Genomic DNA, 21,951 nt, shown 5'->3' on the forward strand with positions numbered 1-21,951 from the left:
AATACGCCCATGAGCATTCAGGAAGTCGAACACATCTGGCACAACGGCCAGCTTATACGCTGGCAGGATGCCAAGGTGCATGTGCTCACCCACGCCCTGCACTATGGTACCTCGCTGTTTGAGGGTATCCGCGTCTACGACACGCCGGACGGGCCGATGGGTTTCCGCGTGCATGACCATATGCAGCGCCTGGTGGATTCGGCGAAGATTTACGGCATTTCGCTCGACTACGATGCGGCGGCGCTGACCAAAGCCTGTCTGGATACGGTGGCCGCCAATAATCTGCGTTCGGCCTATATCCGCCCTGTGGCATTCCTGGGCTATGGATCGATCGGTGTTGCGCCGCTGACCCTGCCGCCGGTTGAGATCTATATGGCCGCCTTCCCCTGGGGTGCCTATCTTGGAGACGAGGGCCGCACCAAGGGCGTGGATGTCTGCGTCTCCTCCTGGAACCGGCTTGCGCCGAACACGGCCCCGACCGGTGCCAAGGCCGGCGGCAACTACCTTTCCAGCTTCCTCATCTCGCGCGAAGCGAAGTTGAACGGTTTTGCCGAAGGCATTGGTCTTGATACGGAGGGCCGCCTCTCTGAAGGCGCGGGCGAGAACATTTTCGCGGTTAAAGATGGCCGCATCCTCACCCCACCGGCGGCCTCGTCCATCCTGCAGGGCATTACCCGCGACAGCATTATCAAGCTGGCCAAGGCCGAAGGCATTGAAGTCGTCGAGCAGGCTTTGCCGCGCGAGATTCTCTACCTCGCCGACGAGATCTTCTTCACTGGCACGGCGGTCGAGCTGACCCCGGTGCGCTCGGTCGACCGCAAGCCGACCCGTGCAGGCGGCCCCGGCGAGATCACCAAATGCCTGCAGGACCGTTTCTTCGGCCTGTTTGAGGGGCGCACGCCCGACCGCTGGAACTGGCTGGAGCCGGTTCCCGCCACCACTACTGACAAGGAAGCCGGAAATGGAACGCGCATCGCCGTCTGAACCGCGCACACTGTTCGACAAGCTGTGGGACAGTCATATCGTCATGCCGGAAAGCCCTGAGGCACCGGCCATGCTCTATGTTGATCTTCACCTTGTGCACGAGGTGACGAGCCCGCAGGCTTTCGCGATGCTGGACGAGCGGGGGCTGAAGGTGCGTGTGCCGTCACGCACCTTCGCCACGCTCGACCATTCCACACCCACCACGCCGCGCAGGAAAGGCCAGCGCCCGGCCTATATCAGCCCGGCGGCCAAGGCGCAGGTGGAGCGTCTGGAGGAAAACTGCGCCCGCCACGGGATTCCGCTGGCGGGCTGGGGCAGTTCAGACCGGGGTATTGTCCATGTGATGGGGCCGGAGCTGGGCCTGACCCAGCCCGGCATGACCATTGTCTGCGGTGACAGCCATACCTCCACTCATGGCGCATTTGGCGCTCTGGCCTTTGGCATCGGCACCACCGAAGTCGCCCATGTGCTGGCCACCCAGACCGTGCTCCAGCGCAAGCCGAAGACGATGAAAGTCCATGTCGATGGCCGCCTGCCCTACGGGGTGGGTGCCAAGGATCTGATCCTTGCGATCATCGCAAAGCTCGGCGCGGGCGGTGCCTCCGGCCACGTCATTGAGTATTGCGGCCCGGCCATCGAGGCGCTCTCCATGGAAGGGCGCATGACGGTCTGCAACATGTCGATCGAGGCGGGCGCGCGCGCTGGTCTGATCGCGCCCGATGAGGTGACGTTCGCCTGGCTGTCGGGCCGGGAGTATGCGCCCAAGGGCGCGGCCTTCGAGGCGGCGCGCCTGAAATGGAAGCAATTGCGCTCCGACAATGGCGCACATTTCGACCGCGAGGTGCGTCTCGATGCCAGCCGCCTTGCCCCCATGGTCACCTGGGGCGCATCCCCCCACATGGCTGCCCCCGTGGACGCGATGGTTCCGGCGCCCGCAACGGCCGATGATGTGAAGGCGCTCGCATGGATGGGCTTTACGCCAGGCGAAACGCTGATGGGCGAAGCGGTGCACACCGTCTTTGTCGGCTCGTGCACCAATGCGCGCCTGTCCGATTTGCGTGAGGCCGCCTTCATCATGGCTGGACGCCATGTGAAGCCCGGCGTGCGCATGCTGGTTGTTCCCGGTTCTGAACGCGTGCGCAAGGCGGCAGAGGCCGAGGGGCTGGATGCGATCTTCCGCACCGCAGGGGCGGAATGGCGCGAACCTGGCTGCTCCATGTGTATCGCCATGAATGGCGATAGCGGCAGGCCGGGAGAGCTGGTCGTCTCGACCTCCAACCGCAACTTTGCCGGCCGTCAGGGCCCCGGCGTGCGCACCGTGCTGGCAAGCCCGGCGACCGCTGCGGCTGCGGCTGTGGCCGGTGCGATTACCGATCCGCGAAAGATGATGGAGATGTGTGGTGCAGCGTGAACCCATAACCGAAATCCGCTCGCGCAGCTTTGCCTTGCAAGAGCACAATATCGACACCGATCAGATCATCCCGGCGCGCTTCCTGACCACGACAGAGCGCGGCGCGCTGGCCGATGCCTGCTTTCGCGACTGGCGTTTCGACGGGGCTGGAAACCGCACCGATCACCCGCTCAACAAGGTTGAGACAGAGACCCATTCTGTCCTCATCGCAGGCGATAATTTCGGCTGCGGCTCCTCGCGCGAGCATGCCCCCTGGGCCTTGCGCGATTTCGGCGTGCGCGCGGTCATCACCACGCGCGCAGGCGACATATTCAAGGCGAACGCTGCCAATAACGGGCTGGTCGTGGCCGAGATTGATGCTGAGGCGCACGCAGCGTTTCTGGAGCGAAACGGCGAGGAAGTGGTTGTCAGCCTTGCCGATATGAGCGTGACCAGCGGCAATGTGCGGGCCGGTTTCACGCTGGAGCCGTTTGCGCGCACCTGCCTGATTGAAGGCCATGATGCGCTGGGCTTCCTACTGGCGCGCGAGGATGCCATTACCCGCTTCGAGCAGGCCAGCGCGGCCTGAGACAGGCGCTGCCCGACGGGGCTTTGCCAGAAACGCTGGAGCCTAGTAGAAGCGGCGGTTCATCCGCCGCTTCGCCTGTTTTCAAGGAAGGTTGCCCGCCCGTGTCCGAGACCTACGATTTCACCGCGATTGAAACCAAATGGCGCCAGCTCTGGGCTGAGCGGGACACGTATCGCACGCCGGACCCGAAGCCCGGCGACAAGACCTTTTTCGTGCTCGACATGTTTCCCTATCCGTCGGGCGCAGGCCTGCATGTTGGCCATCCGGTGGGCTATCTCGCGACCGACATCGTGGCGCGCTACAAGCGCATGGCGGGCTTTAACGTGCTCCATCCCATGGGCTGGGACAGTTTCGGCCTGCCCGCCGAACAGCACGCGATAAAGACGGGCGAGCACCCGGAAGTCTCCACCGCCAAGAATATCAAGACATTCCGCCGCCAGATGGATCTGCTGGGTCTGGGCTATGACTGGAACCGCGAGATCACGACCTCAAAGCCGGACTATTACAAATGGACGCAGTTCATCTTCGTGCAGATGTACGAGGCCTGGTTCGACAAGGACCAGAACAAGGCCCGTCCTATCGCTGAACTGCCCATCCCCGATGATGTGAAGGCCGCAGGCAAGCTGGCCATTCAGGAATATCAGGATGCGCGCCGTCTGGTGTATTTCGACGATGCGCTGGTGAACTGGTGCGCGGAGCTTGGCACTATCCTCTCCAATGAAGAGGTGTTCGACGGCAAGTCCGAGCAGGGTTTTGACGTCGTGCGCGTGCCGATCCGCCAGGTGAAGATGCGCATTACAGCCTATACGGAGCGTCTTCTGGCAGGGCTTGAGGGGCTCGACTGGCCCGAAGGCATCAAGGACAGCCAGCGCAACTGGATCGGCCGGTCTGAAGGCGTCGAAATCCGCTTTGCGATTGATGGCTCAGGCGAAACCGTCACCACGTTTACAACGCGCGCCGATACGCTCGCAGGCGTCACCTTCCTCGCGCTTGCGCCGGAGCACCCGCTGGTCGCCAGCCTGGTGCCTGCCAGCCATCGCGCAGAGGTGGACGCCTATTGCGAGGCGGCAGCGCGCAAGTCTGATCTCGACCGCACGGTGGACGCCGAGAAGACAGGCGTGCCTTCAGGTCTCATCGCCATCAACCCCGTGTCGGGTGCGAAAGTGCAGATTTTCGTCGCGGACTATGTGCTGCCCGATTACGGGACCGGCGCGGTGATGGGCGTGCCAGCCCATGACGAGCGCGATTTTGCCTTCGCGAAGAAGTATGGCCTGCCTGTGGTCCCCGTTATCGATCCGGGTGCGGATGTCCCTGTGCGCGAGGCCGTGCTCAAAGGCGAAGCCTGCTGGACCGAAGACGGCATCATGCTCGACCCGCCAGCCGGGACCGAGGCCGGCCTCTACAGCGCAGGTCAGCGCTGGCGCGATGCGCGCGAGGCGGTTGCCGACTTCCTCACCGCCCGCAGCCTCGGCAGGCGTGTTGTCAGCTATAATCTGCGTGACTGGATATTCTCCCGTCAGCGCTATTGGGGCGAGCCAATCCCGATCATTCACTGGGAAGATGGCACGCGCACCAGCCTTGATGTGTCAGAGCTGCCGCTGACCCTGCCCCATGTCGATGACTACAAGCCGACGAGCTATGACGCGCCGGCTCTTGCGCGCGCGGCTGGCTGGGTGGAGGTGACCGATCCCAAGACCGGCATGAAGGGGCGGCGCGAGCTGAATACCATGCCGCAATGGGCCGGCTCGTGCTGGTATCCGCTGCGTTTCATGGACCCGAAGAACACTGATGCGCCGGTTGATCCGTCTAAGGAGAAAGCGTGGGGGCCGGTTGATCTCTATGTGGGCGGCGCCGAGCATGCGACGCTGCACCTGCTCTATGCGCGCTTCTGGTATCTGGCCTTGCACGATCTGGGCGTCATTTCGACGGCCGAACCGTTCAGCAAGCTTGTCAATCAGGGCATGCTGACCTCGTTCGCCTATCAGAATGCGCGCGGCGTTATCCTGCCCGTGGACGAGGTTGAGGAGCGCGGCGAGGGCGAGTTTGTCCACGTGCCGACAGGTGACAGGGTTGAGCGCATTGGCGCGAAGATGTCGAAATCCTTGCGCAATGTGGTGACGCCAGACGATGTGGTAGCGCAATACGGATCGGATGCGTTTCGTGTCTGCCTGATGTTCATGGGGCCGGTCGAGGGCGGGCGCGTCTGGGAGACCGAGAAGGCCGCCGCCTCGCTCAAATTCCTGCGCCGGGTCTGGAATTACGCCGTATCGGGCATTGCCAGCCCGGCTGAGTCTGAAAGCTCAGCTGTCACTATCGCCACCGGCAAGCTGGTCGAAGCCGTGACCGAGGATCTCGACAATCTCCGCCTCAACACCGCGATTGCCGAGCTGATGAAATTCCTCAATGCGGTAGAAGGTCAGCCTGTCACCAGGGACGGCCTTCTGACGTTCTTGCGTGTGCTGGCGCCTTTCGCCCCGCACATGGCCGAGGAGCTGTGGGAACGCGCCGGCCAGGCGGGCAGTGTCTTCCATGCGGACTGGCCAAAGGCTGATGCCGACATGCTGCGAGCTGCGGTCGAAACAATCGAGATCGTGGTGCAGGAGGGCGGCAAGAAGCGCGGCTCTGTGCATCTTGCTCCGCAGGCGGATGATGGGCTGGTGAGGGATGCTTCCATCGCCATGCTGAAGGAGACGGGCCGCGATGTTGCAGGGCTTGATCCGGCCCGCATCATTGTTGTGCGCGACAAGAAAACCGGCTGGGTGCGGCTGGTGAACATACCAAAGATGGGATAGCGCCATAACCTGCTTGCAGGTCCTCAAACACAGGCTACCCTCTCCGTTAAAGATGCAAATATCGGGGAGGGTTTCATGCGGCATATCTGGCTAGGTGTGTTGGGCGCGTTGGCGGTATCGGCCTGTACAGGCAGCGCGGAACAGCGCCCGCCCGAACCGCTGGAGGCAACCCTTCGCACGGTTGAGCAAGGCGAGCTGGTCGGCTTCCAGCATTCGCCCGGCGCCTGGGCCTGGCGCGGTGTGCCGTTTGCGGCTGTGCCCGAAGGCGATCTGCGCTGGCGCGCACCGCGCCCCGCCCCGGCCTTCAATGGCCGCTTCGAGGCGCTGGACCATCCTGAGCCCTGCCCGCAATTTACCAGCGCCCTTCAGGCTTCGTCTGGCGTATTGCCCGGCCAGCTGGTCGGCAGCGAGGATTGCCTGCGCCTCGACATTTACGCGCCCGAAGGGGCAAGCGCGGACAACGCCTCGCGTCCCGTGATGGTGTGGATTCATGGTGGAGCCAATGTATGGGGCTTTGCCGGGCAGTATGATGGCGCGCAGCTGGCCAAGGATCAGGATGTGGTGGTGATCGCCATCCAGTACCGGCTCGGCGGGCTGGGCTTCTTCGCCCATGACGCCATTCGCAGTGATGCCACGGACCCGCGCGATGCGGCGGCAAATTTCGCGCTTCTGGACCAGATCGCCGCACTCGAATGGGTGCGGGAGAACGCCGCCCAGTTCGGTGGTGATGCCGGCAATGTGACCATTTTCGGCGAAAGCGCAGGCGGGCATAATGTGGCGGGCCTGCTCGCCTCCCCGCTGGCGTCCGGCCTGTTTCACCGCGCCATCATTCAGTCGGGCAGCTTTGACAGTGTCAGCTGGGAAGTGGCCAGCGGCGCCGAACCTGGCCAGTCCAATACGTCAGCGGACATCGCTCTGCGTATAGCCGGAGACGGCTATACTGCCGACGCCCTGCGCAGCGCCGATCTGGAAACCGTATTCAACGCCTATCGCGGGGAGGATGGCGCGCCCTTTCTCAACCTTCCGCGCATGATCGAGGACGGGGTGACGATACCGCGTGATGGCCTCGCCAACGCGTTTGCTTCGCCCGACACGTTCAATGCCGTGCCGGTCATCACCGGCACCAACCGGGACGAGATGAAGCTGTTCAACGCGTTCCGGGACGATCTCGTGAAGCGCTATTTCGGCGTCATCCTGATCAGCCGCGATGCGCAATTCTACGACACCATAGCGGAGTATCAAAGCCGCACCTGGCGCATTCTGGCGGTCGATCAGGCGGCCAGCCTCATGCAGTCCGGCGGCCATCGCGATGTCTGGGCCTACCGGTTTGACTGGGATGAGCAGGGCCGTGCCCTGTTCGTGATGGACCTCTCCCATCTGCTGGGCGCAGCCCATGCGATGGAGATACCCTTCGTCTTTAACCATTTCGATTTCTTCGGGCGTCTGGATGGTGCGATGTTCAACAACAACAATGCCGGCGGGCGCGAAGCGCTGGCCGCTGCCATGGGTGCCTACTGGGCCGAGTTTGCCCGCACAGGCGAGCCCGGCACGGGCGGGCCGACCAACCTGCCAAGCTGGGAGCGGTGGAATGCTGACGGCCTGCTGATGCGTTTCGACAGCCCGGACGATAATGGACAGGAGCTCATCACGGGCACGGACAGTTTCGAGGCGCTGGAGGCTGACCTCGCCGCCGATACCCGCCTGGATGATGCCCAGCGCTGCGCGGTGGTTGAGGCTATCGCCGCCTGGCGTCCGCGCGGCAGTCTGGATACCATGCGCCAGCGGCTGAATTGCGGCTAGCCTGGAGGCTCTTGCCAGAGTGAAGTGAACAGTGTTCACTTTTCTTCAGGCAGAGGGTTCGGAGGCAAGGCGCCATGGCCGGTAATCATGCGCAGAGTGTGGACGTGCTGATCGTCGGGGCCGGTATTTCCGGTATTGGCACGGCCTGGCATCTGCAGCACCGCGCACCCGGACAGAGCTATGCCATCATTGAGGCACGCGCGCAGATCGGCGGCACCTGGGATCTCTTCCGCTATCCCGGCATACGCTCTGACTCGGACATGTACACGTTCGGCTATAATTTCCGCCCCTGGGTGGACGGCAAGGTGTTTGCCGACGGGCCGAGCATTCGCCGCTATGTCACCGATACCGCGCGTGAGGCCGGGATTGACCGGCATATCCGCTTCAATACCCGCGTCATCTCGGCTAGCTGGGATAGCGGGACTGCGCGCTGGACGGTGACTGTGGAAGGGCCGGAAGGCCGCCAGGCAATCTCCGCCCGGTTCCTGATGATCTGCTCTGGCTATTACCGTTACGAGCAGGGCTATATGCCCGAATTTGAGGGGCTGGCCGACTTCGCTGGTGAGATCATCCATCCACAGAAATGGCCTGAAGGCCATGATTATGCGGGCAAGCGCGTGGTGATTATCGGCTCTGGCGCGACGGCGGTGACGTTGGTGCCGGCAATGGCGGAGAAAGCCGCGCATGTGACCATGCTGCAGCGCTCGCCAAGCTATATCGCGGCGCGGCCCTCACGCGATGCCATTGCCGATGCCTTGCGCAAGTTTCTGCCCGGACGGCTCGCCTACACGCTCTCGCGGGTGAAGAATATCGCCCTGTCCATGTTCTTCTTTCAGCTGTCGCGCCTCTGGCCGGACTTCGTGAAGCGCGGCGTCATCAAGGCGATACGCGCAGAGCTGGGAGAGGATTTCGACGTCGAGCGCCATTTCTCCCCCCGCTATAATCCATGGGACCAGCGCTTCTGCCTTGCCCCCGATGGCGACTTCTTCGCGGCCCTGAAAAGCGGCAAGGCCAGCATCGTCACCGATCATATCGAACGCTTCGAGACAGGCGGCATCCGCCTGAAATCCGGCGCGCTGATCGAGGCCGACCTCATCGTGCCGGCGACGGGGCTGGAAATGCAGGTCGGTGGCGGCATGGACATAAGCGTGGATGGCGAGGCGCTGGTGCCGGCCGACAAGATCACTTATCGCGGCATGATGCTGTCCGGCGTTCCCAATGCGGCTCTGGCGTTCGGCTATACCAACGCCTCATGGACGCTGAAAATTGATCTTACCGCCGAACGGGTCTGCCGCCTGCTCAACCATATGCAGCGGCAGGGCCATGATTACTGCGTGCCAGTGCCGCCTGCCGATATTGAGCTGGCACCGCTGCTCGATTTCTCCTCCGGCTATGTCCAGCGCGCCCTGCCACACCTGCCCAGGCAGGGGACGAAAGCGCCCTGGCGGACCTATCAGAACTATGTGCAGGACATGCTGACCATACGTTTTGGCCGCCTCGAAGACGGGCATTTGCAGTTTCGAAAGGCGCAGACCGATGCAAGTGAAGCCGGTCTGCCGCGCGCTGCTGAATAGCTACTCGTCAGGAGCCTCAACGCGCTCCACGGGCGGCATGGCCCAGCTTCCATCCAGCACGCTTTCCTGCGGCCAGTAGAGGCGTGCCAGCAGGGTGAAATTGCCACGTGCCGGCGCAGGCAGCCAGTTCGCCTCGCGGCCCTCCTCTGGCGGTCCGGCGTGAATGTCGAGCGTGATGCTGCCATCCTCATCGGCCACCAGCGCATCCCGGCTGGTCAGGGCGAAACGGTCTGCCTCATTGGCGATGAAATACCCGTCAGCGTCATAGAGCGTCACCGACCAGAAGGCGTTGACGGGCGGCAGGTCATCGGCTTCGAACCGGATCTGATAGCGCTCACCGCCCCGCAAGGGCTCGCCATGCATATCCGTACGCGCCGCCGGATAAACCGCATCTTCGGGCAGGTTGGCGCCAAGGCCGTAGAGGGCTACCCCGGCCCTGTAGGCATAATCGGTCCCGTAGCGGCCAATATGGCTCTCCGGCACGACCCAGCCTGTACCTTGTGAGGGCCCTTCGGACAGCCGCTCGCGGGCCAGCCGTACCCCGCGCAGCATCGCCTGCATTGCCAGAATGCCGTACTCCGACCAGTCCACGCTCTCGCCGGGGCCAGCCCCCAGGGCCTGCATCCGCGCCAGCGCGGCGCGATCAGCATATGCAGGCGGATTGTCCATCATCAGGGCACCCAGCCGGCTGAAAAAGTCCGGCGCATCCATTGCCGCCACCCGTTCGGGCGGCGAGGGCAGGGACGGGGTTGCAGCGGGCCTTTCCAGCGCGATCCCATGGCCGCCGGGCATGGCGCGGTACGGATAGAGCCGCAGCGCATCCTGCAAGCGGTGGGCCGCCGACAGGTCGGTTTCGCCGTCTATTTCGATGCGGCCCAGCAACCAGGCGGTCCGGGTCGGCGAGCGGTAGAGCGTCATGCCCTCTGGCGCCGTGCCTTCAAAATCCGGCCCAGCGATCAGCACACTGACCGAACCATCCCCCAGAGTGCGCACGCCCGGATCGGCGAACACGTTCGTCCACGCATCCAGCCCCTGAAACAGCCAGTAGCGCCCTTCCATGGCGGGTATGTCGAGTTGCAGCGGGTGTACGCCAAGCTCAAGCCACGCGATGGAGTAAAGCGTATCCACGTTGGGACGCACCACCGCGGTGAAACCGGCGCCCGGCAGGCTACGGATATGCCCCAGCCGGTTGGGCGGCAGCCCGCCGCCTCCCGTCACATCGTGCCGTGTCTCGTCCATCAGGACCAGCGGATAGCCGTAAACATAGGACTGGCCGGCGGCTTGCCCCAGCTCCTGCAGGGTCAGTTCGAGCGGATTGCGTGTCGACCATACCCAGCCCATCGCCAGCACGCCCACCAGAGCGCTGACAATAACAGTGGCCATCAGAATACGGCGGCGGTTGCGGTGCATCGGCCCGGATTCCCTGTCGATTCCTGTTCGCAATAATTACCATCAACGCCCTGCTGCGGCAGCGCAAGGGCGCTGACAGCCCCGGCAGTTTGCGCTATCGCACGCACCATCATGGCTCCACCCCTTCTCACCTTGCAGGATATAAAGCTGAGCTTCGGGGTCACCCCCTTGCTCACCAGCGCCGAGCTGATGGTCGCACCCGGCGAACGCATCTGTCTTGTGGGCAGGAACGGGTCTGGCAAGTCCTCCCTGATGAAGATCGCTGCAGGCCTGTTGGAGGCAGATGCAGGGGAGCGTTTCATCCATCCCGGCGCCACCGTGCGCTATCTGCCGCAGGAACCCGACCTGACGGGCTTTGACACCGTGCTCGCCTATGTCGAGGCCGGGCTGACGCCCGGCGATGATCCGTGGCGCGCGCGCATGCTGCTCGAAGCGCTGGGGCTGACCGGCGAGGAAAACCCGGCCCGCCTGTCGGGCGGGGAGGCGCGCCGGGCCGCTCTGGCGCGTACGCTGGCCCCCGAACCCGACATTCTCTTCCTCGACGAGCCGACCAACCATCTCGATCTTCCGGCTATCGAGTGGCTGGAGGATGAGCTGTCGCGCACGAAAAGCGCGCTCGTGCTGATCAGTCACGACCGGCGCTTTCTGGAAAACCTCTCGCGTTCCACGGTCTGGCTGGATCGGGGCATCGCCCGGCGGCTCGACAAGGGGTTTGCCCATTTCGAGGACTGGCGCGACGAGGTGCTGGCGGCCGAAGAGCTCGAACAGCACAAGCTCGCCCGCCAGATCGCGCGCGAGGAAGACTGGATGCGCTATGGTGTTACCGCCAGGCGCAAGCGCAATGTGCGCCGTGTGGATGAGCTAAAGGCCCTGAAAGCCCGCTATCGCAGCCATTCCGGACCGCAAGGTGTGGCCAATCTGGAAGCCTCCGATGCTGAACAGTCCGGCAAGCTCGTGGCCGAGGCGAAGAACATCTCGAAGCGCTTCGGCGAGCGGGTGGTGGTGCGCGATTTTTCCACGCGCATCCAGCGCGGTGAACGTCTCGGACTTGTCGGGCCGAACGGGGCTGGCAAGACGACGCTGCTCAACATGCTCATCGGTAATCTGCAGCCCGACACCGGATCGGTGCGGCTGGGTGTCGGACTTGAGATCGCCCAGCTCGACCAGAAGCGCGCGCAGCTCAAACCCGGCTGGACGCTGGCCGAGGCGCTTACCGGCGGGGGCGGCGATCATGTCGAGATCAACGGCCAGACGCGCCACATCGCGGCCTGGATGAAGGATTTCCTGTTCCGTCCCGAACAGGCGCGCACGCCGGTTCACGTGCTTTCGGGCGGCGAACGCGCCCGCGTCATGCTGGCACGGGCGTTGGCCCTGCCGGGCAATGTCATGGTGCTGGACGAACCGACCAATGATCTCGATCTGGAAACCCTCGACCTCTTGCAGGATCTGATTGCCGACTATGCGGGCACGGTGCTGCTGGTCAGCCATGACCGCGATTTTCTCGACCGCACGGTAAACCGCGTCATCGCCTATGAGGGCGATGGCGACTGGCAGGTCTATGCGGGCGGCTATTCCGACATGGTGGCCCAGCGCGGCGAGGGCGTGCGTGCGCGTGCCCAGCAGGAAAGCGCGCAAAAGCAGACGGCTGCACCCGCCGCGAAATCACCGGCCTCAACGCCGCCGCAGCAGCGGTCCAAGCTCTCCTTCAAGGACAAGCATGCGCTGGAAACCCTGCCCGGAGAGATCGAGGCGCTGGGAAACAAAATCGCCAAGCTGGAGGCAGAACTCGCCGATCCGGCGCTGTTCTCCCGCAATCCGGAGCGCTTTCATGGCGCCAGTTCTGAGCTGGCGAAGGCCAGTGAGGAGCGCGAGGCGAAGGAAGAGCGCTGGCTGGAGCTGGAAATGCTGCGTGAGGAACTGGAAGCCGGGCGCTAGCCCTCCTCATTGCGCAATGCTGCGCCTGCGATATGGTGTCCCGGATTATTGGATCTGAAGGATAATGTGCCGTGGCTGCGTCCGCATCCGAGCTGGTTTCCGGTGCGCGCCGCGCCGTGGTGAAAATCGGTTCCTCCCTTCTCATTGATGCGCAAACGGGCGGTCCGGACACCGCCCGTTTCGAGGCGATTGCCGGAGCGCTGGCGCGCTGGCGTGCGCGCGGTATTGAAACCGTACTGGTATCCTCTGGCGCCGTGGCGCTGGGCCGCAAGCGGCTAAACCTGCCCGCCGGCAAGCTCGCGCTCGATCAGAAGCAGGCTGCCGCCGCCGCAGGACAGACCGCCCTGATGATGGCGTGGAATGGCGCGCTGGAACCCCATGGCATGCCCGCCGCGCAGGCGCTTTTGACTTTTGATGACATGGAAAGCCGCCGCCGCTGGCTCAATGCGCGCGCGACACTGGATGCGCTGCTGGCTGCCGGTGCGCTGCCCGTCATCAATGAGAACGATACGGTTGCCACCGCCGAGCTGCGCTATGGTGATAATGACCGGCTGGCCGCGCGCGTGGCGCAGATGTGCGATGCGGAACTGCTCGTCCTCCTGTCGGACGTGGACGGGCTCTACAGCGCTGATCCGTCGCGTGTTCCCGGCGCAAAGCTCGTCGCCCATGTCGCGGCGATAACGCCGGAGATCGAGGCGCTGGGCGGGGAGCCGGGCAAGGCCGGCACAGGCACGGGCGGCATGGCGTCCAAGATTGCCGCTGCGCGCATCGCCGCGCGGGCAGGCATTGCCACGATCATTGCCGCTGGCGCTGAAGATGATCCGCTGGACAGGTTGAGCAGAGGCGCGCCCCATACGGTGTTTGCCCCGGAGACCTCACGTAGCAATGCGCGGCGCAGCTGGATCTCCGGTGCGATAGCGCCGCGTGGAAAGCTGCATCTCGATGACGGCGCGGCGCGCGCCGTGCGTTCGGGCAAAAGCCTGCTGCCCGCCGGGATCGCGCGGGTGGACGGTGAGTTCTCGCGCGGGGAGACAGTGGCGCTGGCGGGCGGTGATGGCGCGGTGCTCGCCAAGGGAATTTCTGCCTACGGGGCGGAGGAATTGCGCCGGATTGCGGGGCTGCGCTCTGCCGATATTGAAGCGGTGCTAGGCTACCGGCGCGGCGTGGCGGCCATCCATGTCAATGATCTGGTGCTGGAGGATCAGGGATGAGCAAGTATCAGCCCGGCTGGGCAAGCCGCGCTGGCGCAGACCTTCGCGCCGCTGCGCGCACGCTGGCAGACACAAGCGCGGACAGGCGTACCGCCGCGCTCACCGCCATGGCCGATGCGCTGCAGGCAGCGTCCAAAAGCGTGCTGGCCGCCAATGCGGATGATGTGGCCCGCGCTCAAAGCAATGGCACCAGCGGCGCCATGCTGGACCGGCTGCGCCTTGATCCACAGCGGCTTGACGCAATCATTGAGGGTGTCCGCGCCGTCGCCCGTCACCCAGACCCGATAGGCCGTGAGATCATGCGCTGGACGCGGCCCAACGGCCTCGTCATGGCGCAGGTGCGTGTACCCATCGGGGCGATCGGCGTCATCTTTGAAAGCCGTCCCAATGTCGCGGCAGATGCGGCGGCCCTGTGCGTGCGTTCAGGCAATGCGGTGGTGCTGCGAGGCGGATCGGACGCGGCCTCCAGCGTCGCAGCCATTATCGCGGCACTGCGCAACGGATTGCGCGAGGCGGGCCTGCCCGAAGCCATCATCACCACGCCGCCTTCCACCGATCGCGCCTATGTAGGTGACATGCTGGCCGGAATGGATGGCGCGCTGGATCTGGTCATTCCGCGCGGCGGCAAGGCGCTGGTCAAACGTGTGCAGGAAGAGGCGAGGGTGCCGGTGCTCGGCCATCTCGACGGGCTCTGCCATGTCTATGTGGACGGCGCAGCAGACGCGGACATGGCCGAACGCCTGGTGGTGAACTCCAAGATGCGCCGCACCGGCGTGTGCAATGCCGCTGAATGCGTGCTGATCGACCGGCAGGCCGGCGAAGCGATGGTGACACGGCTTGTATCGGCACTACAGGCGGCCGGGTGCGAGGTGCGCGGTGACAGCTCGGTGCAGGCGTTCGCCCCGTCGGTAACGCCTGCCAGCCTTCAGGATTTTGACACCGAGTATCTCGACGCCGTTGTTTCGATGGCGGTGGTGGACGGTGTGGAAGGGGCGTTGGCTCATATCGCCCGCCACGGCTCTGGCCATACCGAGGCGATCATCACCGGCGACGAGACGGCAGCGCACATCTTCCTCGCCCGCGTGGATGCCGGCGTTGTCATGCACAATGCCTCGACCGGGTTTTCAGACGGCGGCGAGTTCGGCTTCGGCGCCGAGATCGGCATTGCCACGGGCCGCATCCATGCGCGCGGACCCGTGGGCGCCGATCAGCTCACCAGCTGGAAGTACCAGGTCTTCGGGACGGGGCAGGTTCGAACCTAGCGCGCCTCCAGCCCCAGCGTCTCGAACATCTGCGCATCGCGCGTCAAAGACGGGTTGGGCGTGGTCAGCAGCTCCTCGCCGACGAAGATCGAGCCCGCACCGGCGAGAATGCACAAGGCCTGCAACTCCCGGCTCATGCCTTCGCGGCCTGCCGACAGGCGCACCACCGAGAGCGGCATGATGATCCGGGCGGTGGCGATGGCGCGCACGAAATCAAGCCCGTCCAGCGGGGCCGAACCCGATAGCGGCGTGCCCGATACCGGCACCAGATGATTGATCGGAACGCTTTCCGGGTGCGGGTCCAGCCGGGCCAGCTCGGTCAGAAGACCAATACGGTCCTCCTTTCCTTCACCCATGCCGATAATACCGCCGCAGCACACCTTGATGCCCGCGCCGCGTACCCGGTCCAGCGTTTCTATCCGGTCCTCCCAGGTACGGGTGGTGATGATCTTCTCGTAGTATTCCGGCGAGGTATCCAGATTGTGATTGTAATAGTCGAGCCCCGCCTCTTTGAGCCGTTCGGCCTGCCCCTCTTCGAGCATGCCAAGCGTCATGCAGGTCTCCAGGCCTAGCGCCTTCACGCCTTCAATCATCTCGCAGATTTTCGGCTCGTCGCGTGTCTTTAGCGAACGCCAGGCCGCGCCCATGCAAAAACGCGTGGCCCCGCCGGCCTTGGCCGCGCGCGCCTTTTCCAGCACCGTATCCGTGTCCATGAGCTTGGAGGCCTTAAGCCCGGTATCGAACTTGGCGGACTGATTGCAATATCCGCAATCTTCTGCGCATCCGCCTGTCTTGATGGAGAGGAGCTGGCTCTTCTGCACCTCGCCAGCACGGTGGTGGAGCCGGTGAATCTGCCCTGCCGCATGCATCAGATCGGCAAAGGGCGCATCATGGATCGCCTTGACCTCTTCGCGGGACCAGTCAGAACGGGGCGTGCCCGCAGCGCGAATCGTGTCGATCAGTGAAAGCGTCATGATGTTGTTCAAATCCTCAAATGGCCGGAGCGCCACATTAGGCGAGGGCGGCAGGCCGCCTCAAGCGCGTTGGGCGGCCAGGCTGGCAGACGTGTTCAGCCCCTGGTGGGGCTGGCTTTTTCTGGTGGCACTTCTGGCCACCAGCGTCTTCGCCCTTTGGCCAGGCAATGCCAGCTCGCCCTCAGCGCTGGGCTGGCATGTGGTTCACCATCTCGCCGCCTTTATCATACTCACCATGCTGGCGCGCGCCGCATGGCCCGGCCTGCGCCGGGTCTGGCTCTTTGCGCTTCTCTGGGCCTATGGCGGGCTGATAGAGCTTCTGCAATCGCTGCCGGTCATCAACCGTTCCATGTCGCTCTATGACTGGGCCGTGGATGCTGCCGGGATCATGCTGGGCTTTGTTCTGGTCTGGATCGCGGGCCGCCTGGCCGGTGAGCCATGGTAGAAACCGGACGCACGCTGCACACACCCTGGCGCGATGGCCCGCCGCGCTTTGCTGTTGGCCTGAAGCCCATACCGCCGGAAAGCTGGCTTGCCCCCGATACACAGGCCGCCAGCCTGCCGGAGCGCCGCAGCCTGCTGGCGAACCGCGCCCTGACGAGTTTTGAGGCCGCTCCGGCAGGCCCTGCAGCGCGTGAAGCGGCAGCGCGGGCGATAGGCCATCTGCAGGACGCCGGCATGGATGCGCCCGAGCTGGCGGAGGGTCTGCCCCCGCTCTGGCAGCTCGCCCATCATGTCAGTGACGATCTGGTGGTGATGATGCCAGGCAGGGATGGCTGGTATGTGGGCGCAGCCGTGCTCACCTCGCCCACCTTCTTCTCCCTGCCCCATGCGGCGGGAAAGACACTTCACGCACTGCACCAGCCCGTCCCCGGCGGGGACCAGCTGGCCAGCCGGATTGCCCGCGTGTTCGACCATGTGCGGCCCGGACAGGTGCTCGAACGCTTCAACTGGACCCTGCAGGCGGGTGATGACCGTTTCACGCCGGACGGCGCGCCATTGCGCGCCCGTGCGCTGACGGCCAGGCCGGGCGACGCCGAAGCGCTCCTGCATGTGCGGGTGGAGCGTCAGACGATCAGGAAACTCGAAGATAGCGGCGCGGTCCTCTTCACCATCCGCATCTGCCTTGATCCGGTGGCGGCGCTGGATGCCAAAGAAAAGGCCGCCCTTGGGGCGGCCTGGCACGGTGCGGATGATGCCGCACGCGGCTACAAGAAATGGGCAGTGCTGGACCATCTGGTGGCAACAGCACTGCCCCTTCCCTGATTTACCCGGCGGGCTTCTCGCCTTTCACACTCTCTGACTTGGCCGAAACCACCGGCTTGCCGTCCGCATCACGCGGGGTATCGCCGTGCCAGGCAGGCGGCACGATACCCTTGCGGTCATATTCCTGCGTGTAGCGGATCACGACGCCCGTCAGCAGGAGAATGGCAATGACGTTCGGGAACAGCATCATCGAGTTGGCGACATCGCCCACCCGCCAGAGCCCGTCCACATTGACGATCAGCGTGCCGCCAAAAGCCACCGCCACCCAGACAAAGCGGAACGGACGCGCAGCCCAGTCGCCAATAATGTAGGTGGCCGACGTTTCGGCATAATAGGACCAGCCGATTATGGTGGTGAAGGCAAAGAGCGCCTGCGCCGTCAGGATGATCCAGCCGCCCGCATAAATGCCCTCCGCAAAGGCAGCGGTCGTGATTGCTGAGGCCTGAAGGGCGTCGGACTGCCAGGCAAACTCCACGATGGAGCCGTCCAGATTGGCATAGCTGCCCGATACGACGAGGATGACCAGCGCGGTCATGGTGCAGATGATCATCGTGTCGATGAACACGCCCAGCATGGCGATCTCGCCCTGCTTGACGGGGTTGCTGGTCTGTGCGGCGGCGTGCGCGATGGGCGCCGACCCTTGCCCCGCCTCGTTGGAAAACAGGCCGCGCGCCACACCGGCGCGGATGGCCGCCAGGATGACATAGCCGGCAAACCCGCCTGCCGCTTCCCTGAAGCCGAAGGCCTCGGTGAAGATCAGTACGAAGGCGTCGGGGATCTCGGATGCATGAGTGATCAGTATGATCAGGGCGATCAAGATATAGGCCGCCGCCATGAACGGCACCACGCGTCCCGCCACCGTGCCGATGGACTTGATGCCGCCAATGATGACGGCAAAGACCAGCAGGGCGAGGCCAGCGCCGACAACCCAGCGCGGCAGATCAATGCCGAGCGAGTTGCTGGCTTCGACGGCGGACTGGGTGACCGAGTTCGCCTGGATCGCGCCGCCGGTAGCAAGTGCGGACAATATGGTGCCGATGCAGAACAGCACGGCCAGCCATTTCCAGTTTTTGCCCAGCCCGTTCTGGATGTAGTACATCGGGCCACCATGATAGTGGCCGTCGGGATGTTTTTCGCGGAAACGCACGGCCAGTGATGACTCGGCATAGGCGAGCGCCATGCCGAAAATGGCCGTTACCCACATCCAGAAAATCGCGCCCGGGCCGCCAAGCGTAATGGCGGTTGCCACACCGGCCAGGTTGCCGGTGCCGACCTGACCGGAGAGCGCGGTCGACAGCGCCTGCCAGGGCGTGATTTCACCCTCACCGCCGCTTTTGCGCCCTGCCCACAGCTCGGCAAAGGCCGGGAAGAGCCGTTTGAGCGGACGCCCGCCCAGCACGATCATCGTGAAAATACCAGTACCCAGAAGGGCGATGGTGATGATGCCAACGGGCAGGATGCGCTGCTCGCCCCACGTGCCTCCCCAAAGGAAGTCACTGAAAATCGTGACATTGTCGAAGAAAGTGTCCATTCCCGCTCCCCGGAATTTACTGATTTTGGCAAGACCCTAGGCAGGCGCATGCAAGACGGGAAGCCCCCGCGTGCAAATGGCGCTGAATTTCTACGGCGTGCCTGCCGGTTGATACGGCGTGATGGCAAACACGCCCCACGGCCACAGATCATCGTTCATGTCGGCCAGATCATTCTGGTTAAGGCGCGGCCAGACCAGCATGACGGGCCCCAGCCCGCCAACGGCCAGCGGATCGCCATCCGCCCTGAGCGCCAGTATCGGCTCGTAGCGCGCGATTAGCTCTGCCGGCACCTCGGCCTCGTACCCGTCAAAAGCGGTCAGACGGACGCTGGCCCCCTCCAGCCCGGCGCTGCGCAGCACATCAGACAGGCGCGGACCATCGAAGACGCGCGGCGCGCTGCCGACGGGAAAGTCCGCCCGTATCTGGCGCCAGCTCATCGCGGTCAGCTCCGGCCGGGTAAATCCGCGCGCGCCCTGCATCTCGATGCCGTAAATGGCATAGAGGCCCTCATAGGCAACAGGCCGGCTGCCACGATGGTCGCTATCGACCCCGGTAATGACCAGAACCACCGGGCCGGTGCGGGCGATCGCGTCTGGGTCCACACTGCCCCGGCCACAGCCGGTCAATATCAGACCCGTTGCAAGAATTGTGATGAGGCCCACAAACCCGGCCAGGGTGATACGCCGAGCGCGTGTCGCAATTTTCCAAGCCATCCGGTCTTCCCCTGTCGTGTCTGTCCCGGTGTTTTCACCATGCGCGAGTGCGCGGTGAAACGCTAGTGTGCAGTGCCCTGCAGGCTCGCGCGGAGGCGGGCTGCGAACCAGTCATGGGCAAAGGCTGTAGCCTCCGCATCATGACGGACGCGCGGATCGAACCGCTCGTCAGGCGCGTCAAAGGCATGGGTCAGGCCATCGAGCACCTGCCATTCAATCTGCGCGCCGTCTTCGCTCTGCCATGTGAACATGTCGGCGCAGGCACCCGGATTGGCGATCATATCATCAGCGGCCAGAAGGGCGTGGACGGGCGGAGAGGCAGGCAGGGCGTGGCGATGCACCCGGCTGAGAAAGCCGCACCACGGATAGACCAGCATGACCGAGTGAACACCTTCCAGCGCATTGTCCGGCATCGCGTCCATCCCGCCGGGCGGCGCGCCGTCATGGGCCAGCGTCAACGTGTCCAGCAAGGTCCAGCCGCCATGGCTCCAGCCGATGAGGGCCAGCCGGGAGGCATCAATGCCGGGCAGTGACCGGGCATGGGCGAGGGCGGCAACAACATCACCCGCCCGTTCATCGCCCCGCATCCGCGCAGCGGTACATACCGTCAGGCGGGCGCCCATCCGGCCAATCCCGCGAGCCGCGTGGGAGTCCACGATCAGCGCGGCTACTCCCGCCTCATTGGCAATGGCGGCGTAGTCATGCTGGACGGAGATCACCCCGCCGCAGCCGGAAAACATCAGCACCGCCGGGACAGGTTCCGAGGTGTCTTGAGGCATCTGAACGCTGATATACGGCTCCAGCATGGCGATACGCTGTTCAAGCGTATCAGGCGCATTGCTGCAGGCTGCCAGCAGCAGCGCGGTGAGCGCCACAATGGCGGCCCGCCAGACCATCAGTGCCGGAAATGGCGCATGCCGGTGAAGACCATGGCAAGGCCGGCCTCGTTGGCGGCCTTGATGACTTCCTCGTCGCGGATCGAGCCGCCCGGCTGGATGATGGCCGTGGCACCGGCCTCAATGGCCGCGTTCAGCCCGTCAGCAAACGGGAAGAAGGCATCCGAGGCGCACACAGAGCCGCGCGTGCGCGGTTCGTCCCAGCCATTTTCCTGCGCGGCCAGCTCTGCCTTGCGCGCCGCCAGCACGGCCGCATCCAGCCGGCTGGTCTGGCCCATGCCGATGCCGGAGGTGGTGCCGCCCTTGGCATAGACAATGGCATTGGACTTCACATGCTTGACCACGCGCCATGCGAACAGCAAATTGGCCAGCTCGGTTTCGCTCGGCGCGCGTTCGGTGACGGTTTTGAGATCCCTGGCCAGTACATGGCCGGTATCGCGCGACTGGACCAGCAGGCCACCCGCCACCGACTTGACCATCCAGGCGGCCTGCGCCGGATCGGCGAGGCCACCCGTCACCAGCACGCGCACATTCTTCTTTGCCGCGAGGATTTCCATTGCCGCATCATCGGCTTCCGGCGCGATCACCACTTCGGTGAAGTGCGAGGCGATGAGATCGGCCGTATCCGCATCCAGCTTGCGGTTAAGAGCGACAATGCCGCCAAACGCGCTGACCGGATCGGCAGCAAACGCACGGTCATAGGCGGTGGCAAGGCTGTCGGCAGCGCTGACCCCGCACGGATTGGCGTGCTTGACGATCACGCAGGCCGCCTGCTCTTCAGCGTCAAACTCGCTGACCAGTTCAAACGCGGCGTCTGCGTCGGCCAGATTGTTGTAGGACAGCTCCTTGCCCTGCAGCTGCCTGGCCGAAACAATGCCGGGCCGCGGCGCGGGGCTGGCATAGAGGGCCGCGTTCTGGTGCGGGTTCTCGCCATAGCGCAGGCCTTGTGACAGCGTGCCGCCAATAGCAAAGAAGCGATTGTCGGGCTCTTCCGTCTCGGCCGCCAGCCGCTCGGCAATCGCGCTGTCATAGGCGGCGGTGCGGGCAAAGGCTTTGGCTGCCAGATGGCGGCGCAGGGCGAGCGTGGTTTGCCCCTCATGCTTTTCCATCTCGCCAATGACCTTCTCCAGATCATCGCCTTCCACGCACACTGTTACATGGGCGTGGTTCTTGGCGGCAGCGCGGATCATGGCCGGGCCACCGACATCGATCTTGGCAATACAGCCCTCAATGTCCGCGCCGGAGGCCACGGCTTCCTCGAACGGGTAGAGATTGACCATGAGAAGGTCGATGGCCGGAATGCCATGCTCTTCCATCGAGGCCAGATCATCTTCCCGGTCGCGCCGGGCCAGCAATCCGCCATGAATGCGCGGATGCAGGGTTTTTACCCGCCCGTCCATCATTTCAGGGTATCCGGTGACATCGGCTGCGTCGCGCGCTTCCAGCCCGGATTCGCGCAAGGTGGCGAGCGTACCGCCGGTGGAGACCAGCTCGACACCCATCTCTGACAGCCTGCGGGCGCGGGCCACCAGGCCGGTCTTGTCCGATACCGAGATCAGCGCACGGCGTACCGGCGCAAGGAATTCATCCGACATGAGGGGAATGCTCCATACAAATCTGGCG

At 64.3% G+C, this 21,951-nt stretch carries 17 protein-coding genes; 11 read left to right on the top strand and 6 right to left on the bottom strand.

Annotated features, from left to right (window positions below):
• The first annotated feature begins 9 nt into the window (after nucleotides 1–9).
• The 6 genes from ACTIGC_RS01730 (at nucleotide 10) to ACTIGC_RS01755 (ending at nucleotide 9,129) form a co-directional block, all read left to right on the top strand.
• Nucleotides 10–984: a branched-chain amino acid transaminase gene (locus tag ACTIGC_RS01730; protein ID WP_439632767.1), complete on the top strand. Its 975-nt coding sequence runs from the start codon at nucleotides 10–12 to the stop codon at nucleotides 982–984.
• Complete coding sequence (leuC, locus tag ACTIGC_RS01735) at nucleotides 962–2,395, top strand: 3-isopropylmalate dehydratase large subunit (RefSeq protein WP_439632768.1); 1,434 nt, start codon at nucleotides 962–964, stop codon at nucleotides 2,393–2,395. The genes ACTIGC_RS01730 and leuC overlap by 23 nt, the downstream gene beginning before the upstream one ends.
• Nucleotides 2,385–2,963 (top strand): 3-isopropylmalate dehydratase small subunit, encoded by a 579-nt coding sequence (gene leuD, locus ACTIGC_RS01740; RefSeq protein WP_439632769.1) that lies wholly within the window; start codon nucleotides 2,385–2,387, stop codon nucleotides 2,961–2,963. The genes leuC and leuD overlap by 11 nt, the downstream gene beginning before the upstream one ends.
• Nucleotides 2,964–3,064: 101 nt before the next feature.
• Nucleotides 3,065–5,755, top strand: coding sequence for a leucine--tRNA ligase (gene leuS / locus ACTIGC_RS01745; RefSeq protein ID WP_439632770.1), 2,691 nt, complete (start codon nucleotides 3,065–3,067; stop codon nucleotides 5,753–5,755).
• Between the two features lie 75 nt (nucleotides 5,756–5,830).
• Complete coding sequence (locus ACTIGC_RS01750) at nucleotides 5,831–7,555, top strand: carboxylesterase/lipase family protein (RefSeq protein WP_439632771.1); 1,725 nt, start codon at nucleotides 5,831–5,833, stop codon at nucleotides 7,553–7,555.
• Between the two features lie 74 nt (nucleotides 7,556–7,629).
• Entirely contained in the window at nucleotides 7,630–9,129 is a 1,500-nt protein-coding gene (locus tag ACTIGC_RS01755) for a flavin-containing monooxygenase (RefSeq protein WP_439632772.1), read from the top strand.
• Here ACTIGC_RS01755 and ACTIGC_RS01760 read toward each other — a convergent pair whose 3' ends face one another.
• On the bottom strand, nucleotides 9,130–10,539 hold the full coding sequence (locus ACTIGC_RS01760) for a DUF1254 domain-containing protein (protein WP_439632773.1): 1,410 nt from the start codon (nucleotides 10,537–10,539) through the stop codon (nucleotides 9,130–9,132).
• A 111-nt stretch (nucleotides 10,540–10,650) separates the two neighbouring features.
• On the opposite strand from ACTIGC_RS01760, the gene ACTIGC_RS01765 reads away from it, so the two are divergent.
• The 3 genes from ACTIGC_RS01765 to ACTIGC_RS01775 all read left to right on the top strand — a co-directional run bounded on the left by ACTIGC_RS01765 (nucleotide 10,651) and on the right by ACTIGC_RS01775 (nucleotide 14,947).
• Nucleotides 10,651–12,474 (top strand): ABC-F family ATP-binding cassette domain-containing protein, encoded by a 1,824-nt coding sequence (locus ACTIGC_RS01765; RefSeq protein ID WP_439632774.1) that lies wholly within the window; start codon nucleotides 10,651–10,653, stop codon nucleotides 12,472–12,474.
• A 71-nt stretch (nucleotides 12,475–12,545) separates the two neighbouring features.
• Nucleotides 12,546–13,685: a glutamate 5-kinase gene (gene proB, locus ACTIGC_RS01770; RefSeq protein ID WP_439632775.1), complete on the top strand. Its 1,140-nt coding sequence runs from the start codon at nucleotides 12,546–12,548 to the stop codon at nucleotides 13,683–13,685.
• On the top strand, nucleotides 13,682–14,947 hold the full coding sequence (locus ACTIGC_RS01775) for a glutamate-5-semialdehyde dehydrogenase (RefSeq protein ID WP_439632776.1): 1,266 nt from the start codon (nucleotides 13,682–13,684) through the stop codon (nucleotides 14,945–14,947). The genes proB and ACTIGC_RS01775 overlap by 4 nt, the downstream gene beginning before the upstream one ends.
• Here ACTIGC_RS01775 and bioB read toward each other — a convergent pair.
• Nucleotides 14,944–15,921 (bottom strand): biotin synthase BioB, encoded by a 978-nt coding sequence (gene bioB, locus ACTIGC_RS01780; protein WP_439632777.1) that lies wholly within the window; start codon nucleotides 15,919–15,921, stop codon nucleotides 14,944–14,946. The two genes, ACTIGC_RS01775 and bioB, sit on opposite strands and share 4 nt — an antisense overlap.
• A gap of 91 nt (nucleotides 15,922–16,012) precedes the next feature.
• On the opposite strand from bioB, the gene ACTIGC_RS01785 reads away from it, so the two are divergent.
• Both ACTIGC_RS01785 and ACTIGC_RS01790 read left to right on the top strand, forming a co-directional pair.
• The gene (locus tag ACTIGC_RS01785) at nucleotides 16,013–16,366 is read left to right on the top strand and encodes a VanZ family protein (protein WP_439632778.1); all 354 of its coding nucleotides are present in this window, start codon (nucleotides 16,013–16,015) and stop codon (nucleotides 16,364–16,366) included.
• Complete coding sequence (locus ACTIGC_RS01790) at nucleotides 16,360–17,187, top strand: heme-dependent oxidative N-demethylase subunit alpha family protein (RefSeq protein ID WP_439632779.1); 828 nt, start codon at nucleotides 16,360–16,362, stop codon at nucleotides 17,185–17,187. The genes ACTIGC_RS01785 and ACTIGC_RS01790 overlap by 7 nt, the downstream gene beginning before the upstream one ends.
• 1 nt (nucleotide 17,188) lies before the next feature.
• Here the strand turns inward: ACTIGC_RS01790 and ACTIGC_RS01795 are convergent, their stop codons facing one another.
• The 4 genes from ACTIGC_RS01795 to purH form a co-directional block, all read right to left on the bottom strand.
• A complete protein-coding gene (locus ACTIGC_RS01795; protein WP_439632780.1) occupies nucleotides 17,189–18,718 on the bottom strand; it encodes an alanine/glycine:cation symporter family protein in 1,530 nt (509 codons plus the stop codon).
• A gap of 90 nt (nucleotides 18,719–18,808) precedes the next feature.
• The gene (locus ACTIGC_RS01800; protein ID WP_439632781.1) at nucleotides 18,809–19,432 is read right to left on the bottom strand and encodes a hypothetical protein; all 624 of its coding nucleotides are present in this window, start codon (nucleotides 19,430–19,432) and stop codon (nucleotides 18,809–18,811) included.
• A 62-nt stretch (nucleotides 19,433–19,494) separates the two neighbouring features.
• Nucleotides 19,495–20,328, bottom strand: a complete 834-nt coding sequence (locus tag ACTIGC_RS01805; protein ID WP_439632782.1) for a dienelactone hydrolase family protein — start codon at nucleotides 20,326–20,328, stop codon at nucleotides 19,495–19,497.
• On the bottom strand, nucleotides 20,328–21,923 hold the full coding sequence (purH, locus tag ACTIGC_RS01810; RefSeq protein ID WP_439632783.1) for a bifunctional phosphoribosylaminoimidazolecarboxamide formyltransferase/IMP cyclohydrolase: 1,596 nt from the start codon (nucleotides 21,921–21,923) through the stop codon (nucleotides 20,328–20,330). Before purH ends, ACTIGC_RS01805 begins: the two co-directional genes overlap by 1 nt.
• Between the last annotated feature and the right edge of the window lie 28 nt (nucleotides 21,924–21,951).

It is taken from the genome of Glycocaulis sp., assembly GCF_051859565.1.
In the GTDB taxonomy this organism is placed as follows: domain Bacteria; phylum Pseudomonadota; class Alphaproteobacteria; order Caulobacterales; family Maricaulaceae; genus Glycocaulis.